This window comes from Klebsiella sp. HMSC25G12, assembly GCF_001807705.1.
In the GTDB taxonomy this organism is placed as follows: Bacteria; Pseudomonadota; Gammaproteobacteria; order Enterobacterales; family Enterobacteriaceae; genus Klebsiella; species Klebsiella variicola.
In genome coordinates this window covers 205,751-222,672 of sequence record NZ_KV789908.1, presented here as the reverse complement: position 1 = coordinate 222,672, position 16,922 = coordinate 205,751, and the positions used below count along the sequence as shown (strand labels likewise).

General features: G+C 58.0%; 17 protein-coding genes and 1 other RNA gene. 8 read left to right on the top strand and 10 right to left on the bottom strand.

Going from position 1 to position 16,922, the window contains the following annotated elements:
* Nucleotides 1-3 precede the first annotated feature (3 nt).
* The gene (gene ihfA, locus HMPREF3096_RS19670) at nucleotides 4-303 is read left to right on the top strand and encodes an integration host factor subunit alpha (RefSeq protein WP_002909098.1); all 300 of its coding nucleotides are present in this window, start codon (nucleotides 4-6) and stop codon (nucleotides 301-303) included.
* Between the two features lie 52 nt (nucleotides 304-355).
* Here the strand turns inward: ihfA and HMPREF3096_RS19665 are convergent, their stop codons facing one another.
* Genes HMPREF3096_RS19665 through HMPREF3096_RS19655 form a run of 3 tightly spaced genes read right to left on the bottom strand, consistent with a single transcriptional unit; the run spans nucleotide 356 to nucleotide 2,923 of the window.
* Nucleotides 356-709, bottom strand: a complete 354-nt coding sequence (locus HMPREF3096_RS19665) for a RidA family protein (RefSeq protein ID WP_008804437.1) — start codon at nucleotides 707-709, stop codon at nucleotides 356-358.
* A complete protein-coding gene (locus HMPREF3096_RS19660) occupies nucleotides 706-1,959 on the bottom strand; it encodes a D-amino acid dehydrogenase (protein ID WP_050887824.1) in 1,254 nt (417 codons plus the stop codon). Before HMPREF3096_RS19660 ends, HMPREF3096_RS19665 begins: the two co-directional genes overlap by 4 nt.
* Before the next feature lie 49 nt (nucleotides 1,960-2,008).
* Nucleotides 2,009-2,923, bottom strand: a complete 915-nt coding sequence (locus HMPREF3096_RS19655) for an HTH-type transcriptional regulator AdmX (RefSeq protein WP_070544549.1) — start codon at nucleotides 2,921-2,923, stop codon at nucleotides 2,009-2,011.
* Between the two features lie 277 nt (nucleotides 2,924-3,200).
* Between HMPREF3096_RS19655 and HMPREF3096_RS19650 the strand changes: the two genes are divergently transcribed.
* Nucleotides 3,201-4,634 (top strand): citrate transporter family protein, encoded by a 1,434-nt coding sequence (locus tag HMPREF3096_RS19650; protein ID WP_022065337.1) that lies wholly within the window; start codon nucleotides 3,201-3,203, stop codon nucleotides 4,632-4,634.
* A 122-nt stretch (nucleotides 4,635-4,756) separates the two neighbouring features.
* Nucleotides 4,757-5,743: a vitamin B12 ABC transporter permease BtuC gene (btuC, locus tag HMPREF3096_RS19645; protein WP_008804441.1), complete on the top strand. Its 987-nt coding sequence runs from the start codon at nucleotides 4,757-4,759 to the stop codon at nucleotides 5,741-5,743.
* Between the two features lie 36 nt (nucleotides 5,744-5,779).
* On the opposite strand, the gene HMPREF3096_RS19640 is transcribed toward btuC, so the two are convergent.
* The gene (locus HMPREF3096_RS19640; protein ID WP_002909085.1) at nucleotides 5,780-6,580 is read right to left on the bottom strand and encodes a MetQ/NlpA family ABC transporter substrate-binding protein; all 801 of its coding nucleotides are present in this window, start codon (nucleotides 6,578-6,580) and stop codon (nucleotides 5,780-5,782) included.
* A 236-nt stretch (nucleotides 6,581-6,816) separates the two neighbouring features.
* Between HMPREF3096_RS19640 and HMPREF3096_RS19635 the strand changes: the two genes are divergently transcribed.
* The 4 genes from HMPREF3096_RS19635 (at nucleotide 6,817) to selO (ending at nucleotide 10,219) form a co-directional block, all read left to right on the top strand.
* Complete coding sequence (locus HMPREF3096_RS19635; RefSeq protein ID WP_008804442.1) at nucleotides 6,817-7,368, top strand: glutathione peroxidase; 552 nt, start codon at nucleotides 6,817-6,819, stop codon at nucleotides 7,366-7,368.
* Entirely contained in the window at nucleotides 7,368-8,117 is a 750-nt protein-coding gene (btuD, locus tag HMPREF3096_RS19630; RefSeq protein ID WP_023297831.1) for a vitamin B12 ABC transporter ATP-binding protein BtuD, read from the top strand. The genes HMPREF3096_RS19635 and btuD overlap by 1 nt, the downstream gene beginning before the upstream one ends.
* 81 nt (nucleotides 8,118-8,198) lie before the next feature.
* Nucleotides 8,199-8,663 carry an NlpC/P60 family protein gene (locus HMPREF3096_RS19625; protein ID WP_002909082.1) on the top strand — a complete coding sequence of 155 codons (465 nt, stop codon included), beginning with the start codon at nucleotides 8,199-8,201 and terminating at the stop codon, nucleotides 8,661-8,663.
* 113 nt (nucleotides 8,664-8,776) lie between these two features.
* A complete protein-coding gene (selO, locus tag HMPREF3096_RS19620; RefSeq protein ID WP_040968623.1) occupies nucleotides 8,777-10,219 on the top strand; it encodes a protein adenylyltransferase SelO in 1,443 nt (480 codons plus the stop codon).
* Nucleotides 10,220-10,248: 29 nt separating this feature from the next.
* On the opposite strand, the gene hemP is transcribed toward selO, so the two are convergent.
* From hemP to HMPREF3096_RS30990, 4 genes are all read right to left on the bottom strand, one after another.
* Nucleotides 10,249-10,428 carry a hemin uptake protein HemP gene (gene hemP, locus HMPREF3096_RS19615; protein ID WP_012967843.1) on the bottom strand — a complete coding sequence of 60 codons (180 nt, stop codon included), beginning with the start codon at nucleotides 10,426-10,428 and terminating at the stop codon, nucleotides 10,249-10,251.
* 155 nt (nucleotides 10,429-10,583) lie between these two features.
* Nucleotides 10,584-11,630, bottom strand: coding sequence for a 3-deoxy-7-phosphoheptulonate synthase AroH (gene aroH, locus HMPREF3096_RS19610; protein WP_008804446.1), 1,047 nt, complete (start codon nucleotides 11,628-11,630; stop codon nucleotides 10,584-10,586).
* A 154-nt stretch (nucleotides 11,631-11,784) separates the two neighbouring features.
* Entirely contained in the window at nucleotides 11,785-12,618 is an 834-nt protein-coding gene (locus HMPREF3096_RS19605; RefSeq protein WP_002909061.1) for a posphoenolpyruvate synthetase regulatory kinase/phosphorylase PpsR, read from the bottom strand.
* Nucleotides 12,619-12,762: 144 nt separating this feature from the next.
* Nucleotides 12,763-12,882, bottom strand: coding sequence for a hypothetical protein (locus tag HMPREF3096_RS30990; protein ID WP_012541375.1), 120 nt, complete (start codon nucleotides 12,880-12,882; stop codon nucleotides 12,763-12,765).
* 75 nt (nucleotides 12,883-12,957) lie between these two features.
* Here HMPREF3096_RS30990 and ppsA point away from each other — a divergent pair, with 75 nt between their 5' ends.
* Nucleotides 12,958-15,336 carry a phosphoenolpyruvate synthase gene (gene ppsA / locus HMPREF3096_RS19600; protein ID WP_012541376.1) on the top strand — a complete coding sequence of 793 codons (2,379 nt, stop codon included), beginning with the start codon at nucleotides 12,958-12,960 and terminating at the stop codon, nucleotides 15,334-15,336.
* A gap of 86 nt (nucleotides 15,337-15,422) precedes the next feature.
* On the opposite strand, the gene rprA is transcribed toward ppsA, so the two are convergent.
* Both rprA and ydiK read right to left on the bottom strand, forming a co-directional pair.
* An RNA gene (gene rprA, locus HMPREF3096_RS19595) (antisense sRNA RprA) lies at nucleotides 15,423-15,530 on the bottom strand.
* 191 nt (nucleotides 15,531-15,721) lie between these two features.
* On the bottom strand, nucleotides 15,722-16,834 hold the full coding sequence (ydiK, locus tag HMPREF3096_RS19590; RefSeq protein WP_023322844.1) for an AI-2E family transporter YdiK: 1,113 nt from the start codon (nucleotides 16,832-16,834) through the stop codon (nucleotides 15,722-15,724).
* Between the last annotated feature and the right edge of the window lie 88 nt (nucleotides 16,835-16,922).

Below are 16,922 nucleotides of genomic sequence, written 5' to 3'. Positions count from 1 at the left end.
CCTATGGCGCTTACAAAAGCTGAAATGTCAGAATATCTGTTTGATAAGCTTGGGCTTAGCAAGCGGGATGCCAAAGAACTGGTCGAGTTGTTTTTCGAAGAGATCCGTCGTGCTCTGGAAAACGGAGAACAGGTCAAACTCTCCGGGTTCGGCAACTTCGATTTGCGGGATAAAAACCAACGCCCGGGACGTAACCCGAAGACGGGGGAGGATATTCCCATTACAGCCCGGCGCGTGGTGACCTTCAGACCCGGTCAGAAGCTGAAAAGCCGTGTCGAAAACGCGTCGCCGAAAGACAAATAATCTGAACTAATTAAAAAGGCCGCATTGCGGCCTTTTTCTTTTCTATACGTCCTTACGCTTTGACGGCGGTGAGCATGATCTCCACCAGGATATCCGGTCGCGCCATCTCCGCCTGTACTGCTGCTCGCGCCGGGCTCTGCCCTTCCGGCATCCACTGTACCCACACGTCATTGAATGCGACAAAATCACGTTCGATATCTTTCAGCCAGATCTGCGCGGAGAGAATTTGCCGCTTATCGCTCCCGGCAGCCGCCAACAGGGCATCGATCTTCTCCAGCACTTCACGGGTTTGTAAAACGATATCGTCTTCGCTGCTTTTTGGCGTCTGCCCGGAGAGGAACAACAGATTGCCATACGCAACGCTGGCGGAAAGGCGAGGTTGTGGATTATTGCGAATAATGGTCATGCGGTTTGTTTCCATGTGAGACCTTCTAAAGAAATAGTGGGTGCCTGATTGTCGATTAACGCGCCCAGCACCACCGCGCTGCCGGCGGCGAGGGTAAAGCCGAGACTACCCTGGCCGAGGTTCATCCACAGATTGGGGTATCCGGCGCGACCCAGCATCGGCGGGCCTGCTGGTGTTGACGGGCGCATGCCGGTCCAGGCTTCGGCCTTGTCCAGCCCTTCGAGTTCGGGAAAGCTGCGGACGACGATGTTTTTCAGCGCCTGAATGCGGCTCTCGCGCAGTTGGTCGCCGTCATAGCCGATGTCCACCATCGCCGCGATGCGCAGTTGTTGGCCAAGGCGGGCATAAACGATTTTGTGCCCGTAGTCGGTGACGCTGATATCAGGGGCAATACCTGCTTTTTCAGGATAGGGCAGGGTCAGGCTGTACCCCTTCAGGGCGCACAGCGGCACGCGAACCCCCAGATGCCCAAGCAGAGGACCACTGCCGTTACCGGCGGCAACGACATAATCATCGCCGGTGATGGTTCCCCGGTTGGTCTCCAGGGCGCTGATGCGTCCGCCGCGCTTATTGAGCTGCTGCACCTCACAGTGCGTCAGCAGGCTAAAGTCGTTGCTGGCATTGAGCTTGTCGAGCAGGGCAAGGCAGAACTGATGGCAATCTGCCGTTTCATCGCCCGGCGAATAAATCCCGCCCTGCAGCGAAGGGCTGATATGTCTGAGTGCCGGCTCCAGTTGCAGACAGGCGTCAGCATTCAGCGCTTGCTGATACTGAGGATCTATCCCTTTTGCCGCTTTAATAAAATCATATTCGCGGCGATGGATAATTAATTTACCGCTGCGCCGCCAGTGAAAATCGGCAAGATTATCCTCATCCAGCCATGACTGCATGACCTGACGGCTGAGCAACGACAGGCGCAAAATATGATCGCCGTTCATTTTATTGGTCTGGCTATTACAGGCACGCAGGAACTGCAGCAGCCAGCGCCACTGCTGGAAAGACATCTTAAGACGCATATTCAGCGGCGAATCGGCTTTGCCCATCCATTTAATCCCCTGCAGGGGAACGCCGCTATCGGCAAGGGGGGCAACGTAGCGATAACTTAATTGTCCGCCGTTAGCAAAACTGGTGGCACTGCCCGGTTCAGCATTGCGCTCCAGTAATTGCACCTGATGGCCGCGCTTAATCAGTTCCCAGGCCGTGGCCAGACCGACCACGCCGCCGCCGATAATGACAATGCGTTTGTTCATAACCCGATATATCCACCGCTAATCAATTTATCGGGTTATGTCAAAGCATTTACCCCAGCGGCGCAATTGACTTTTTATGGTCAGGGTATAACCGCAGGTTAATCTCCTTGAGTTGCTGGCGCAGACGCTGGCAGAGAAAATCGACGAACTTTTGCGCCATTGGACTCAGCGAAACATCGGCCCGGCGCAGCAGGCAGAGGTTGATGGCAATCGGCGGCGTAATGGGGTGGATCATCTCTGGAGCCAGGTTGTGCTGGGCGGAAAAGATATCTGTGATGCTGCAGCCCATGCCGCGCTTCACGAACTCGGTAGCCATATAGTAGGTCTGAACGTTAAGCCGGGTGGTGGAAAAGTCGCGACGGGTGGCGATGGCCGCAGAGAGCGAGTGCGGCCCTGGCGAGATCCAGCGCTGCTGGTCGATCTGGCTGATGTCCACCGCCCCCTGACGATAATGACGGTCGATGTACACCAGCGGTACTTCGGCAATCAGGGTGGTCAGGATCTCTCCCTGCTGCACCGGCTGTAGCGTCAGCGCCAAATCTATCTCGCACAAATCCAGTTTTTTGACCAGCGTCTCGGTGTGCTCGGTGGTGAGCGTCATCACCAGGTTGCTGTTTTGCTGATAAAAGTCGGTCACCAGCTCTGGCACCAGGCTTAATCCCAGACTCGGCAGGCAGCCTAAGGTGATTTTGGCGCGCGGATCGCGGGCCAGATTGTCGGCCAACAGGCGCAGGTTATCGAGGTCCTGATAAATGCTCTGCGCTTTTTCGAAAAGTGTGATCGCCTCGCTGGTCGGCAGCAGCTTGCCGCGCACCCGCTGAAAGAGGGTAAAACCCAGTTTCATCTCGGCGCTTTTTAGCGCTTTGCTGGCCGCTGGCTGAGAGATATTGAGCGCTTCCGCCGCCCGTGACAGCGAGCCGCAGGTCATTACGGCGTGAAAGATTTCCAGATGACGCAGTTTCATGAACAGTTAACTCAGGGTTATAGCCTACCGATAAAAAGTCATTATCCACTAACACAAAGTTAACATAAATTTAATCTCCAATCAGCGCTCCGGTTACATATTGTGCTGTAGACCCCGCCTGATGGCGGAATATTACGCTCTCAGAATCTATTCCTTTGTACCCAAACGCACCCTCAGGCTCGCGGCCAATAATGAAAAAGAGGGGGGATGTTTTCTGAGCAGGTCCCAATACACCTCCTGACCCTTACGGTCGGATTGATTGGCATTAAGGAGTGTTATGAGTGACTCAACGCTCACAGGCAATGCGCCTGTCAGACGAAATATCACGCGGAAAAACGTTATTACTGGTCTGTTATTGCTGCTGTTCGTGTTGATCGCGCTGTGGTGCCACGGTCGACCGGGCAGTGAGCTTGGCCTGCTGGGATTTACGCCGCTGGTGGCACTAGCGATATTATCGCTGATCGGCGTTGATATTGTGCTGGCGGTGATCTCCTCGATTATTATCGCCATGATAATGACCTCGACCGGCCTGCCGGAAATGGGCACGATGCTGGCGAAATCCACCGGGTCATTTATCGCCACGGTAGGGCTTATCATTATGCTCGGCGCCGGCGTGGGGGAAGTGGCCACCCGCACCGGCGCAGCGGTTGAGCTGGTGAAATTCGTGGTTCATCGTATTGGGCTGTCGAGCCAGACGCGGGTTAAGTTCGGCATTGTGGTGTCATCGATTTTAATTTGTGGTTCGCTGGGCACCATGGCCGGTGGTAACGCCATTATCGTGGCCGTGATCATTCCGGTGGCGGCAGCGGTACGCTTAACGCCGCCGACGGTCGCCGCGCTGATGATGACCGCCGGCTCCGTTGGGCTCTTTACCGGGCCCTTCACCCCCAGCACCGTGACAATCCTCAGCCTCGGCGGGTTGAGCTATCCGGATTATCTGCTGTACGTCGGTCTGCCGATGAGTGCGGTGACGCTGCTGGCCGGCTGGATAATGGCGGGGCGGATCCAGAAGATGACTGAAGGCAAACTGCGCTATGACGTCGATCTTTCGGAGAAGCCAAAAGAGGATCTCAGCGCCGCGCAGCAGCGTCGGCGTAAATTAAGCGCGCTGGCCTTCGCCGCGACGATCATTGTGATGGCGGTGGTTGGCGTGGTGATCAAAGCTGGCTTCAGCTTTGCGATTATCGTGATGCTGCTGGTGGCGCTGATGACCGGGCTGGTAGGCGGCCTGCGACCGACGCAGATCCTGCAGGCGCTGTATCACGGCTGCGGCCGTCTGGTGTGGATGTTTATCCTCTACTGGCTGTATAACCCAATCCTTGAACTGATGGATGGTCTGCATGCCTATCAGGGGCTGCTGGAGTATACCCAACCGCTGCTCGAGGGGATCTCCCCGGCCTGGCTGTGCTTTAGCATCTTTGCGTTCAATATTATCGGCCATGTGCCCGGTGCGGCGGTGGCGCAAATGACGTTTACCCATAAAATCTTTGGCCCGATGCTGATGGCCGCCGGCGTGCCGCCGCAGGGGACCACCGCGGTGCTGCTCGCCTCGTCTCAGGTGGACTGGTTCGGTCCGTTTCCCTCATCGGACATGTTCGGCCAGATGGGGCTGGCGCAGTCCACGCATCTGAAATATATGCTCTATAACGGCTGGGCAATCGTGGTGGCGAATATCATTCTCTTTGCGCTGCTGTTTCAGATCCTGGTGTAACGAATGACCGCAGACGCGGGGGAGGCCTCCTCCGCGTCGACATTCGGGCGCGAGGTTTTCCTTTTCTCACCGCGACACCCACCGTAAAATCAGCCTCTTGTTCCCACTGCGTAATGGAATCTATGCTGACTCTCGCCCATCTTCAACAGCGCCGCAGCCGGCGTTGGCTCTTTGGATTAACGCTGTTGCTCCTGGTTACGCTACTGATCAGCCTGTGCGCGGGCGATCAATGGATCCCGCCTGGGGAATGGCTGAGCGCGAAAGGCCAGTTGTTCATCTGGCAGATCCGCCTGCCGCGAACCCTGGCGGTGGTGCTGGTGGGGGCGGCGCTGGCGCTCTCCGGGGCGATTATGCAGGCGTTGTTTGAAAATCCGCTGGCGGAGCCGGGTCTGCTGGGCGTCTCCAACGGGGCGGGCGTCGGGCTGATTGCCGCCGTCCTGCTGGGCAAAGGAGTCTTGCCCGGCTGGGCGCTCGGCCTGTGCGCGATCCTCGGCGCGCTGCTGATCACCTTTATTTTGCTGCGTTTTGCCCGCCGCCATCTCTCTACCAGCCGTCTGCTGCTGGCGGGGGTGGCGCTGGGGATCATCTGCAGTGCCCTGATGACCTGGGCGGTCTACTTCTCCACCTCTTTTGACCTGCGTCAGCTGATGTACTGGATGATGGGCGGGTTTGGCGGCGTCGACTGGCAGCAGCTGTGGCTGATGATAGCCCTCCTGCCGGTGCTTTGCTGGGTTTGTCTGCAGTCGCAACCCCTGAATTTACTGGCGCTGGGCGAAGTCTCCGCTCGTCAGCTCGGGCTGCCGCTGTGGCTATGGCGCAAGCTGCTGGTGGTGGCGACCGGCTGGTTGGTCGGCGTTAGCGTCGCGCTGGCGGGAGCAATTGGCTTTATCGGCCTGGTGATCCCGCACATTCTGCGGCTATGTGGTTTAAGCGATCACCGGGTGTTGCTCCCGGCCTGCATGCTGGCCGGGGCGAGCGCCTTGCTGGGGGCGGATATCATTGCCCGACTGGCGCTTTCCGCCGCAGAGCTGCCGATTGGCGTGGTGACGGCGACGCTGGGCGCGCCGGTCTTTATCTGGTTGCTGCTGCGTTCGCGGGGGCGGGGATAGCGCGGCGCCGTCGGCAGGGACGGCGCCGGTTCAGGCTTACCAGCCTTTGATCGCGTCGCCTTTGTAGACTTCCTTCGCTTTTTCCGCGACTTCGCTGGTCTGGAAGGCGGCTTTCAGCTCCTGAATTTTCTTGCTGTCCTTATTATCCTCGCGGGCGACAATCGCATTCACGTAAGGAGAATCCGGCCCCTCCATAAACAGACCGTCGCGGGCGGCCGACAGGCCCGCCTGGGCGGAGAAGTTGGTGTTAATGATTGACAAGCTAACGTTCGGATCATCAAGGGTACGGGTCAGCTGTGGGGTATCCACTTCAACAATTTTCAGCTGTTTCGGGTTGTCGATGATATCCAGCGTAGTGGGTAAATAGCCGACGCCCGGTTTCAGCTTGAGTAACCCCTGCGCCTGGAGCAGCAGCAGGCTGCGGCCCAGGGTGGTGGTTTCATTAGAAATGGTCACCGTCGCCCCTTCGGGCAGTTCGCTGATGTTTTTGATCCGGTGAGAATAGGCGGCGATAGGGAAGACAAAGGTTTTACCGACCACCGCAAATTTATAGCCGCGCTCTTTCGACTGCGCCTCAAGGTACGGCAGGGTCTGGAAGGCGTTGGCATCCACATCTTTGTTGTTCAGTGCTTCGTTGGGCAGCACATAATCATTGAAGGAGACCACTTCGACGTCGAGATGATATTTATCCTTCGCCACCTGCTCCACCACTTTCCAGATGGCTTCGTCCGGCCCGGTATTGATAGCGACTTTCACTTTATTATCTTCATCCGGAGAGCAGGCGCTCAGCAGGGCGACAGAGGTGGCGATTAACGCCAGGCTAAACAACTTCTTCATCAATAAAACTCTCTTAAATTAACAAGTAACGAAACCATATTACATTACCGGGACACTGTACACGGAAATGGTCGACTGCCCAATTGAGAGGATTTCATGTTGCTGGCGGCCAGCGAAGCGCTGTTACATCATGCGACAACTCGGGGGGATTGGCAGTAGAATGGCGGCCGCTGAATCCGCTACAGTAGATAGGGATCACCTTCACCGGAAACCGGTTTATCCATTGAGGACAGGCTATGCAACATGACATTCTGAATACCGAAGTGACGACCATTGATGGCGAGAAAACCACCCTGGCATCCTTTGCCGGCAAGGTGCTGTTGATCGTCAATGTGGCCTCGAAATGCGGCCTGACGCCGCAGTATGAGCAACTCGAGGATCTGCAAAAGCAGTTTGCCGGGGAGGGCTTTAGCGTGCTGGGGTTCCCCTGCAACCAGTTCCTCGGCCAGGAGCCGGGCAGTGAAGAAGAGATTAAGACCTTCTGCAGCACCACCTACGGCGTCACCTTCCCGCTGTTCAGCAAAATTGACGTCAACGGTGAACATCGCGCGCCGCTGTATCAAAAACTGATTGCCGCCGCGCCGAAAGCGGTGGCCCCGGAAGGCAGCGGTTTTTATGAGCGGATGGCCAGCAAAGGCCGGGCGCCGCTGTATGTGGACGACATTCTGTGGAATTTCGAAAAATTCCTCGTCGATCGCCAGGGCAACGTCATTGAGCGCTTCTCTCCGGATATGACGCCGGACGATCCGCAGCTGGTGGCGGCGATTAAAGGAGCGCTGGCGAAATAATGGCGTTTCTGATGCAGCTACAGGATGTAGAAGCGGCGGGGCGTCTGGCCCCGTTTTCTGCGGCCTTTCGCGCCGGGGAGATTGTCCACCTGGTGGGGCCGAACGGCGCAGGGAAGAGCACGCTGCTGACCCGCATGGCGGGGCTGTCCGACGGCCCCGGCACGGTTCATTTTAACGGACGGCGGCTTGACGAGTGGCCGGCGACGGAGCTGGCGCGCCGTCGCGGATATCTATGTCAACACCAGACCCCGCCGTTCGCCATGCCGGTGTGGCACTACCTGGCGCTGCATATGCAGCAGCAGGGCGATAGCGCCCGTCTGAGCGATATCGCGGCCAGGCTTGGTCTGGACAATAAGCTGGACCGTCAGGTTAATCAGCTTTCGGGCGGTGAGTGGCAGCGCGTGCGGCTGGCGGCAGTGATCCTGCAGATCGATCCCTTGAGTCATCCCGCGGGTCAACTGCTGCTGCTGGATGAGCCGATGAACAGTCTGGATGTGGCCCAGCAGGCGGCGCTGGATCGGCTGTTACGTGAGCTGAGCGCGGCGGGGATTGCGGTGGTGATGAGCAGCCACGATCTCAACCATACCCTGCGCCATGCCGGACAAAGCTGGCTGCTCTGCCAGGGGGAAGCCATCGCCTGCGGAGAGACCGCCGAGGTGCTGAATGAGGAAAATTTAACCGCTGCCTATGCGATCCCGTTCCAGCGCGTGGAGGTGGCCGGTCATATTATGCTCATCGCGTCACAGTAGCACGCAGTTATCTTGTCACTGTATTGATAAACAAGCTAAATTATTGCGATAAAGAGACTAGGGACAGAGGGATCATCTGAAATGCGCTTCTGGTTCATGTTGGCGGCGGCGTTAATTTTAGCCGGCTGCAGCAGCCATCGGGCACCGCCGCCGAATCCACGGCTGGCTGACTCCATCACGGTGGTGGCGAATCTGAACGAGCAGTTGCGTAGCTGGCGTGGCGCACCGTATCGCTACGGCGGCATGACGCCGCGCGGCGTCGACTGCTCCGGCTTCGTGGTGCGCACGTTTCGCGATAAATTTGCCCTCCAGCTGCCGCGTGAAACCCGCGAGCAGGCGGAAATCGGCACCCGCATCGATAAGCGCGATCTGCTGCCCGGCGATCTGGTGTTCTTCAAAACCGGCTCAGGGGAGAGCGGTTTGCACGTCGGCATCTACGATACCGATAACCAGTTTATCCATGCCTCCACCAGCCAGGGCGTCACCCGTTCCTCGCTGGATAACGTCTACTGGAACAAAAAGTTCTGGCAGGCGCGGCGTATCTGACGTCATTCAGAAGCAAGAGGGAAGCGAGCGCTTCCCTTTTTTATGCCGATAACCCTGCACTCCGCCCGTGTTAATCCGCTGTTTGAGGCACTACACTGAAGGAAGGAGGAACCATGACCCTTTCTTTTACCACCCACTGGCGGGATGAACTGCCGGATTTTTACACTTCCCTGTCACCGACGCCGCTGGATAACGCCCGACTCATCTGGCGTAACGCCCCGCTGGCGCAACAGCTGGGGGTGCCCGACGCCCTGTTCGCGCCTGAAAATGGGGCCGGTGTCTGGGGCGGCGAAGCGCTGCTTCCGGGCATGTCGCCGCTGGCGCAGGTATACAGCGGCCATCAGTTTGGCGCCTGGGCCGGCCAGCTGGGCGACGGACGCGGGATCCTGCTCGGTGAGCAGCAGCTTGCGGATGGTCGCCGTTACGACTGGCATCTGAAAGGCGCCGGCCTGACCCCCTATTCGCGGATGGGGGACGGGCGCGCTGTACTGCGCTCGACGATCCGGGAAAGTCTGGCGTCGGAGGCGATGCACGCCCTGGGGATCCCGACGACGCGCGCCCTGGCGATGGTGACCAGCGATACCCCGATCTACCGCGAGCGCGTGGAGCCTGGCGCGATGCTGATGCGGGTGGCCGAGAGTCATGTCCGCTTCGGCCATTTCGAACATTTTTACTATCGCCGTGAGCCGCAGAAGGTCCAGCAATTGGCCGACTATGTTATTCGCCACCACTGGCCGCAGCTGCAGGATGAGGCAGACAAGTATCTGTTATGGTTCCGTGACGTTGTCACGCGCACCGCGCAGACCATCGCCAGCTGGCAAACCGTGGGCTTTGCCCATGGGGTGATGAATACCGACAACATGTCGATTCTCGGTCTGACCATCGACTACGGCCCGTATGGCTTCCTTGACGATTTTCAACCGGACTTCATCTGCAACCACTCCGATTATCAGGGGCGCTACAGTTTTGAAAACCAGCCGGCGGTGGGGCTGTGGAATCTGCAGCGTCTCGCCCAATCGCTGTCGCCGTTTATCAGCGCTGAAGCGTTAAACGCGGCGCTGGATGAGTATCAGCACGCCTTGCTGACCGCTTATGGCCAGCGGATGCGCGATAAACTCGGCCTGTTCAGCCAGCAGAAAGGGGATAACGACCTGCTGGACGGGCTGTTTGCCCTGATGATCCGTGAGAAGAGCGACTATACCCGAACGTTCCGCCTGCTGAGCCACAGCGAACAGCTCAGCGCCGCCTCGCCGCTGCGCGACGAGTTTATCGATCGGGCGGCTTTCGACATCTGGTTTGCCGGGTATCGTGCGCGCCTGCGTGATGAACAGGTGGATGACGCGCAGCGCCAGCAGCGGATGCAGGGCGTAAATCCGGCGCTGGTGTTACGCAACTGGCTGGCGCAGCGGGCGATAGAGCAGGCCGAGGCGGGCGATATGGGCGAGCTGGAGCGCCTGCATGCCGCGCTGGCAGACCCCTTTACCGATCGCGAGGACGACTACGTCCGCCGCCCACCGGACTGGGGGAAACGTCTGGAAGTCAGCTGCTCGAGCTAACTCGCCTCGCCCCGCGCTCAGCGGGGCGCTTACTTGGTCAGAATTAACTTCCCGGCGTTGGTCTGGCGCAGCAGATAGCGCTGGCCGCCATGTTCGATGACTACCCGTCCTTCGCTACCTAACAGCACCCGACTGCTAATCTGCCTGTCCGTCGCCACGGGATAGGGGGCATTGTCTTTTGGTTTTTCAGCTGTGGCAGTGTTATCCATACGCGTCATAGCTCTCAAAATAAAAATCAAAGCAACAATGATAATCATTATCAATAATGTTGTTTTTGACGGCAAGCGTTATTTATCGTGTTACCGGATTTGGTAGGGGAGTCACCGAAGGAAATTGCCCGCCGCAGGCGCGACGGGCGGAGCGGTTACAGACGGGTAGCGGTGGCGGCGGCCAGCTCGCTCAATAACCTTTCGCTGTCATCCCAGCTCAGGCAGGGGTCGGTGATCGACTGGCCCCAGGTCAGCGGCTGGCCGGGGACCACTTTCTGGGTGCCTTCCTGCAGGAAGCTCTCTGCCATAATCCCGGCGATGGCGGTGGAGCCCGCGCGAATTTGCTGACAGATATCGGCGCACACCTCCAGCTGACGGCGGTGCTGCTTCTGGCAGTTGCCATGGCTGAAATCAACGACCAGCTGTTCCGGCAGATCGAATTCACGCAGCGCCTCGCCGGCGGCAGCGATATCCTCGGCATGATAGTTTGGCTGTTTGCCGCCGCGCATAATGATATGCCCGTACGGGTTGCCGCTGGTCTGGTAAATCGTCATCTGCCCCTGCTTGTCCGGGGAGAGGAACATATGGCTGGCGCGGGAGGCGCGGATGGCGTCCACCGCGATGCGCGTATTGCCATCGGTGCCGTTTTTAAACCCGACCGGGCAGGAGAGCGCTGAGGCCATCTCACGGTGGATCTGGCTTTCGGTGGTGCGCGCCCCGATGGCACCCCAGCTGATGAGATCGGCGATAAACTGACCGGTCACCATATCGAGAAACTCGGTGGCCGTCGGTACCCCCAGCTCATTAACCTGCAGCAGCAGGCGCCGCGCCAGCTCAATTCCGTGGTTGACCCGGTAGCTGCCGTTGAGGTCCGGATCGGAGATTAAGCCTTTCCAGCCCACCACGGTACGCGGTTTTTCAAAGTAGGTGCGCATCACGATCTCCAGCTGCGGCTGGTAGCGCTCGCGCATGCCCTGCAGGCGGCGGGCATACTCCAGCGCCGCGTCGGTATCGTGAATGGAGCAGGGGCCGATAATCACCAGCAGGCGGCGGTCTTCGCCGTTGAGGATTTTTTCAATTCGGCGGCGGGAGGCCGAAACGTGGGCGGCCACGTCGGCCGTGACGGGATGGCGCTGGGCCAGTTCCGCGGGCGTTACCAGGCTTTCAATGCGCGCGGTACGCAATTCGTCTGTTTTATTCATTGGGGTCTCAAAAATCTGTTTCTTCCGCGGCGAAAATGCCGGGAAGTGATGCGCATCACGATAAACCAATCCCTGCTTATTGCAAGAGCAGGGCATGATCCTGTATAGGCCACGGGTGATAGCATAAACAAATTTTTAATAATGTACTAGTGTGTTAGTACATTCTGCGATTCAGCCCCATGATGTCCATGATTTTTGTCGCAATTTCCTCAACAGAATAATTGGTACTGTTCAGGCACGGGATTTTATTTTTGCGATACAGGGCCTCCACTTCGGTCACCTCCATCCGACACTGACGCAGAGAGGCGTAGCGGCTGTTTTCCCGACGCTCTTCGCGGATGGCCGCCAGCCGTTCGGGGTTGATGGTCAGGCCGAACATCTTATGTTGCAGGGGCTTCAGCGACGCCGGCAGCACCAGATTGTCCATATCGTCGGCGATAAACGGATAGTTGGCGGCGCGAATGCCGTACTGCATGGCGAGGTACAGACTGGTGGGCGTCTTGCCGCAGCGCGACACACCGAGGAGGATCACCTGGGCCTGATCGAGGTTACGCAGGGAGATGCCATCGTCGTGGGCGAGGGTGTAATCGATGGCGGCGATACGCGCATCGTATTTGATCAGGTTCCCGGGGTTCAGGCCGTGAGTACGGTGGGCCACTGGCGTCGGGTCGAGGTTGAGCTCCTGCTGCAGCGGGGCCACCAGCGCCTGCACGATGTCCTGACAAAAACCTTCACTTTGCAGAATAATGTCGCGGATTTCCGGGATGACGATGGAATAGAACACCAGCGGGCGAATACCCGTTTGCTGGTAGATGGCGTCGATCTGCTCCTTTACCGCCCGCGCGCGGCTGATGTTTTCGACAAACGGCAGAGTCACGCTGCTGATGGCAACCGGGAATTGCGACATCACGGCATGCCCCAGCACTTCTGCCGTAATGGCGGTACCGTCAGAAATATAAAATACGTGGCGATCTACAGCACTTTCCATTTTGACCATCCGGTATAATGAGTTTAATTGCCTGAATACGGATATTAAATTTAAGCATATCCCTGTTTGATTTGTCTCTTGTTAAAATTGAAACGCTATTTTTGTTTTTTATGAAAAGGGTGGTTCATTTTCTTCTTTTTGCCGTTATTTCCAGCGTTTTTCGTCATAATTCCTAAAAATCATCAAGTTAGCTATATCGCGGGAACAGTCCGAAAAATGAAAAAATAATTTGCTTGAACGATTCACCGTTTTTTTCAGCCCCATAAATATGTCAGGATAATCCTGCAGTCGATCGTGAAATTTTTTTCACTGGTATTAAATCACAAAAGGATTGTCTCGATGTCCAACAATGGCTCGTCACCGCTGGTGCTTTGGTATAACCAACTCGGCATGAATGATGTAGACAGAGTTGGGGGCAAAAATGCCTCCCTTGGTGAAATGATTACAAACCTGTCCGGTATGGGTGTTTCCGTGCCTAACGGGTTTGCCACCACCGCTGATGCTTTTGATCAGTTCCTGGACCAAAGCGGTGTTAACCAGCGCATTTATGCACTGCTGGATGAAACCGACATTGACGACGTTTCCGCATTAGCGAAAGCGGGCGCGCAGATCCGTCAGTGGATCATCGACACCCCTTTCCAGAGCGAACTGGAAAACGCGATTCGCGATGCTTATGACCTGCTGTCCGCCGATGACGCCGAGGCCTCATTTGCCGTGCGCTCTTCCGCTACTGCGGAAGATATGCCGGACGCCTCCTTCGCCGGGCAGCAAGAGACATTCCTCAACGTGCAGGGCTTTGACGCCGTGCTCGTTGCCGTGAAGCACGTGTTTGCCTCACTGTTTAACGATCGCGCGATCTCCTATCGCGTGCATCAGGGTTACGATCACCGCGGCGTGGCGCTTTCCGCCGGGGTGCAGAGGATGGTCCGCTCCGATCTGGCCTCCTCCGGCGTCATGTTCTCTATCGATACCGAGTCCGGTTTTGACCAGGTGGTGTTTATCACCTCGGCGTGGGGCCTCGGCGAGATGGTGGTGCAGGGCGCGGTGAACCCGGATGAATTCTACGTCCACAAGCCGACGCTGGCCGCTGGCCGCCCGGCCATCGTGCGCCGTACCATGGGGTCGAAAAAGATCCGCATGGTATACGCGCCGACTCAGGAGCACGGCAAGCAGGTGCGTATCGAAGATGTGCCGCAGGCGCAGCGCGATGTTTTCTCGTTAACTAACGAGGAGGTGCAGGAGCTGGCGAAGCAGGCGGTGCAGATCGAGAAGCACTACGGCCGTCCGATGGATATCGAGTGGGCGAAAGATGGCCACACCGGTAAGCTGTTTATCGTTCAGGCGCGTCCGGAAACCGTGCGTTCCCGCGGCCAGGTGATGGAGCGTTATACCCTCCACGCTCAGGGGCAGATCATCGCCGAAGGGCGCGCCATCGGCCACCGCATTGGCGCCGGCCCGGTGAAGGTGATCCACGATATCAGCGAGATGAACCGCATCGAACCTGGCGACGTGCTGGTCACCGACATGACCGACCCGGACTGGGAACCGATCATGAAGAAAGCCTCGGCGATCGTCACCAACCGCGGCGGACGTACCTGCCACGCGGCGATTATCGCCCGTGAGCTGGGGATCCCGGCGGTGGTCGGCTGCGGCGATGCCACCGATCGCATTCAGGAAAACCAGAACGTGACCGTCTCCTGCGCCGAAGGCGACACCGGCTACGTTTACGCCGAGCTGCTGGACTTCAGCGTCAAGAGCTCCAGCGTTGGCGAGATGCCGGATCTGCCGCTGAAGGTGATGATGAACGTCGGCAACCCGGATCGTGCGTTTGACTTCGCCTGCCTGCCGAACGAAGGCGTGGGGCTGGCGCGGCTGGAATTTATCATCAACCGCATGATTGGCGTTCACCCGCGCGCGCTGCTGGAGTTTGACGACCAGGAGCCGGGCCTGCAGAACGAAATCCGTGAGCTGATGAAAGGCTACGATTCGCCGAGAGAGTTCTACGTCGGCCGTCTGACCGAAGGGATCGCTACCCTTGGCGCCGCCTTCTACCCGAAACGCGTCATCGTGCGTTTGTCGGACTTCAAGTCGAACGAATATGCCAACCTGGTGGGCGGCGAGCGTTATGAGCCGGAAGAAGAGAACCCGATGCTCGGCTTCCGCGGCGCCGGACGCTACGTTTCCGAAAGCTTCCGCGACTGCTTCGCGCTGGAGTGTGAAGCGATGAAGCGCGTGCGTAACGACATGGGGCTGACCAACGTTGAAGTGATGGTGCCGTTTGTGCGTACCGTCGCCCAGGCGAAAGCGGTGGTCGAAGAGCTGGAGCGCCAGGGGCTGAAGCGCGGCGAGAACGGGCTGAAGATCATTATGATGTGTGAGATCCCATCGAACGCCTTGCTGGCCGAGCAGTTCCTCGAGTACTTCGACGGCTTCTCCATCGGTTCGAACGACATGACCCAGCTGGCGCTCGGTCTGGATCGCGACTCCGGCGTGGTCTCTGAGCTGTTTGATGAGCGCAACGACGCGGTGAAAGCCCTGCTGTCGATGGCGATCCGCGCAGCGAAAAAACAGGGCAAATACGTCGGCATCTGCGGCCAGGGGCCGTCTGACCATGAAGATTTTGCCGCCTGGCTGATGGAAGAAGGGATCGACAGTCTGTCCCTCAACCCGGATACCGTGGTGCAAACCTGGTTAGGTCTGGCGGAACTGAAAAAATAAGTTCGCCCTGACAGCACCGATCCCCGGCAGCGATGCCGGGGATTTTTTTTGCCTGTTGCAGGCTGTCCGCTGTGGCGATGCGCAGGACAAAAAAAAGCCCATCGTGGGAGATGGGCAAAGACTACACACAGCAATTCGTTGTTTCACTCAGGGGATTTCCATGCTTATAAATCAAGGTGTTGATTTATAACCGTGAGCTAATAGTAGGCAGCGGGGCCTTTGCCGTCGATCAGATTCCTCTCAATAGTTAAATTGTTGTGAAGGACCCCGGGGGAGGAAAGCGAGGGGAATGGCGCTCAGGGCCAGCGCGTTGCCGGCGATCAATAAATTTTGCTTAACAATAGGCGGGCAAGGAAACAGGCGGGTCTCCCCGCCTGCCAGGGCATTACTTGCGCCCGGCCTCCAGCTCGCTAAGCTCTTCGAGCACGACATCGGGGTCTTTCGGCGGCGGCGGCACTTCGTGTACCCAGGCGTCATACAGACGCCAGGAGACGGCCAGCAGCACTGGACCGATAAACAGACCGATCATGCCGAAGGCGATCAGTCCGCCAATGACGCCGGTAAGAATGAGGATCATCGGCAGGTCGGCGCCCATACGGATAAGCACCGGACGAATGACGTTGTCCATGGTGCCAACCACGCAGCTCCACACCAGCAGCACGGTGCCCCAGGTCGTGTCCCCGCTCCAGTAAAGCCAGATAATCGACGGTACCAGAACCAGCAAAGGGCCGAGCTGGACCAGACAGGTAAAGATCATCACCACGGTCAGCAGAGCGGCGTAGGGCACGCCGGAGATGGCAAGGCCGATCCCGCCCAGCACCGCCTGAGTAAGGGCCGTCACCACCACGCCCAGCGCCACGGCGCGCACGGCCTGGCCGGCCAGCAGCACCGCCGCATCGCCGCGTTTGGCTGCGAGGCGTGTAGCGAAGTAGCGGAAACCATAGGCCACCTGCTCGCCGCGCCAGTAGAGCAGCGCGCTGAACAACAGCATCAGACCGCAGTAGACCAGCAGCTTGCCGATGTGCGCCGCTTGCCCGACAAACCAGCTGGTGGTAGTGCCAATATAGGGGCGAACCTTGGCCATAATCGCCGAGCCGCCCATATCCAGCAGGCCATGCCAGGCGGAATACAGCTTATCGCCGACCAGCGGCACGCTGTTCAGCCAGGCGAAATCCGGCAGCGTCACATTTCCACTGCTGATAAGTTTGATCAGCGGGACGCTGTTATCCACCAGGCTGTTGACCAGCAGAGCAATAGGAATAACGAATAACAAAAACAGCAGCAGGGTCATCGCCAGCACCGCCAGCAGTCGTTTGCCAAACAGCACGCGCTGCAGACGCAGCAGCACCGGCCAGGTGGCGATCACCACCGTACCGGCCCAGGCGAAGGACAGAATAAACGGCTGCACAACCCACAGGCAGGATATGATAATCAGGGCCAGGAACAGCACCGACAGCAGTATTTGCGGAATGTCCCGAGGCTGATGGGGGTTTATCATAGAGAAATTTTACCTTTCCAGTCGCGCCAAAAAGCTGGCGCCGCGTAAATCCATGTACTGATAATAATATCAATAATATTGCCGGGCT

Coding starts and splice junctions, on each gene's coding strand:
- btuD (WP_023297831.1), top strand. CDS start 7,368: ATGGCGTTTCTGATGCAGCTACAGGATGTAGAAGCGGCGGGGCGTCTG.
- ihfA (WP_002909098.1), top strand. CDS start 4: ATGGCGCTTACAAAAGCTGAAATGTCAGAATATCTGTTTGATAAGCTT.
- HMPREF3096_RS19635 (WP_008804442.1), top strand. CDS start 6,817: ATGCAACATGACATTCTGAATACCGAAGTGACGACCATTGATGGCGAG.
- aroH (WP_008804446.1), bottom strand. CDS start 11,630: ATGAATAAAACAGACGAATTGCGTACCGCGCGCATTGAAAGCCTGGTA.
- HMPREF3096_RS19665 (WP_008804437.1), bottom strand. CDS start 709: ATGACCATTATTCGCAATAATCCACAACCTCGCCTTTCCGCCAGCGTT.
- ydiK (WP_023322844.1), bottom strand. CDS start 16,834: ATGATAAACCCCCATCAGCCTCGGGACATTCCGCAAATACTGCTGTCG.
- HMPREF3096_RS19605 (WP_002909061.1), bottom strand. CDS start 12,618: ATGGAAAGTGCTGTAGATCGCCACGTATTTTATATTTCTGACGGTACC.
- HMPREF3096_RS19625 (WP_002909082.1), top strand. CDS start 8,199: ATGCGCTTCTGGTTCATGTTGGCGGCGGCGTTAATTTTAGCCGGCTGC.
- btuC (WP_008804441.1), top strand. CDS start 4,757: ATGCTGACTCTCGCCCATCTTCAACAGCGCCGCAGCCGGCGTTGGCTC.
- HMPREF3096_RS19650 (WP_022065337.1), top strand. CDS start 3,201: ATGAGTGACTCAACGCTCACAGGCAATGCGCCTGTCAGACGAAATATC.
- HMPREF3096_RS30990 (WP_012541375.1), bottom strand. CDS start 12,882: ATGGGGCTGAAAAAAACGGTGAATCGTTCAAGCAAATTATTTTTTCAT.
- HMPREF3096_RS19655 (WP_070544549.1), bottom strand. CDS start 2,923: ATGAAACTGCGTCATCTGGAAATCTTTCACGCCGTAATGACCTGCGGC.
- HMPREF3096_RS19640 (WP_002909085.1), bottom strand. CDS start 6,580: ATGAAGAAGTTGTTTAGCCTGGCGTTAATCGCCACCTCTGTCGCCCTG.
- selO (WP_040968623.1), top strand. CDS start 8,777: ATGACCCTTTCTTTTACCACCCACTGGCGGGATGAACTGCCGGATTTT.
- ppsA (WP_012541376.1), top strand. CDS start 12,958: ATGTCCAACAATGGCTCGTCACCGCTGGTGCTTTGGTATAACCAACTC.
- HMPREF3096_RS19660 (WP_050887824.1), bottom strand. CDS start 1,959: ATGAACAAACGCATTGTCATTATCGGCGGCGGCGTGGTCGGTCTGGCC.
- hemP (WP_012967843.1), bottom strand. CDS start 10,428: ATGGATAACACTGCCACAGCTGAAAAACCAAAAGACAATGCCCCCTAT.